The 1,159-nt window shown below is 71.9% G+C and carries 1 protein-coding gene; it reads left to right on the forward strand.

Translation table 11 applies throughout. The features are described 5' to 3' along the window. Nucleotides 1-79 precede the first annotated feature (79 nt). A partial coding sequence (locus tag ACK586_RS25395) for a DDE-type integrase/transposase/recombinase (protein WP_409333315.1) occupies nucleotides 80-1,159 on the forward strand: 1,080 nt, incomplete at its 3' end.

Here is a 1,159-nt window from a genome sequence, read left to right on the forward strand (position 1 = left end):
TGTCGAGTCCCATGAGATGTGTCAGGGATGAAGTCTCATGACATCTGTCGCTTGATCATCACCGTGCCGATGAGGTGTGGTGGGAAGACGAGCGGCGATCATGAAGCTGATGGACGCGACGTTGCAGGTCGGTGCCCCGATCCCGAACGTGGCCGAGTGGTGTCGGGTCAACGGCGTGAACGAGCGCACGTTCTACCGGCACCGGGCCCGGGTGGCTGCCGAGGGAGCGTGGACCGAACGCTCCCGGCGGCCGCTGCGCTCCCCGTCCTCGACGCCGCCCTGGCTGGTGGACCGGATCGTCACCGCGCGCGCCGCGCTGGCTCCAGACAGCGGAGCCGACAACATCCACGCCGCCCTGGTCGAGCAGGCCGCGACCGACGCCGACTGGCCGGCCGCAGCGGCGGTGCCGGCCCGTTCCACGATCAACCGGGTGCTCGGCCGGGCGGGTCTGCTGGTGCCCAACCCGCGGAAGCGACCGAAGTCCTCCTACCAGCGGTTCTGCTACGCCCGGCCCCGGGACTGCTACCAGATCGACGGCACCGAACACACCCTGGCCGACGGCAGCGTGGTCGTCGCGATCGACATCATCGATGACTGCACCCGGATGTGGGTGGCCTCCCACGTCAGCCCGGCAGAGACCTCCGTGGCCGCGATCGCGGCGCTGGCCGGTGCGTGCGCCGAGTTCGGCCCGCCCGGGCTGGTGCTGGCCGACAACGGCTCGGCGTTCACCGGAGGCGTCGGCGGCGGGGCCGGCCTGACCCGGCCGGGCCGGTTCACCACCGCCGTCACCGATCTCGGTGCCCGGCTGATCCACTCCAGCCCCTACCACCCCCAGACCCTGGGCAAGTGCGAGCGGCTGCACCAGACCGCCGACAAGCTGCTCGCCCACTTCCACCACGGCCCAGCCGCCACCATCGAGCAACTGCAGGCACGGCTGGACCAGGTACGGACCCACTACAACGACCGCCGCCGGCACTCCGCGGTCGCAGCCACTCCCCGACAGGCCTGGACCACCGCACCGGCACACGGCGGCCCCCAGCAACTCCCGCTGCAGACCGACGCCACCTTGCACCGGCGCACCGTGCGCCCCGACGGCCGCGTCGGCCTCGGCGCACACGACCTCCGCCTGGGCGCGGCCTACGCCGGCCAGCACATCACC

The organism is Trujillonella humicola (assembly GCF_046233715.1).
GTDB lineage: Bacteria > Actinomycetota > Actinomycetes > Mycobacteriales > Geodermatophilaceae > Trujillonella > Trujillonella humicola.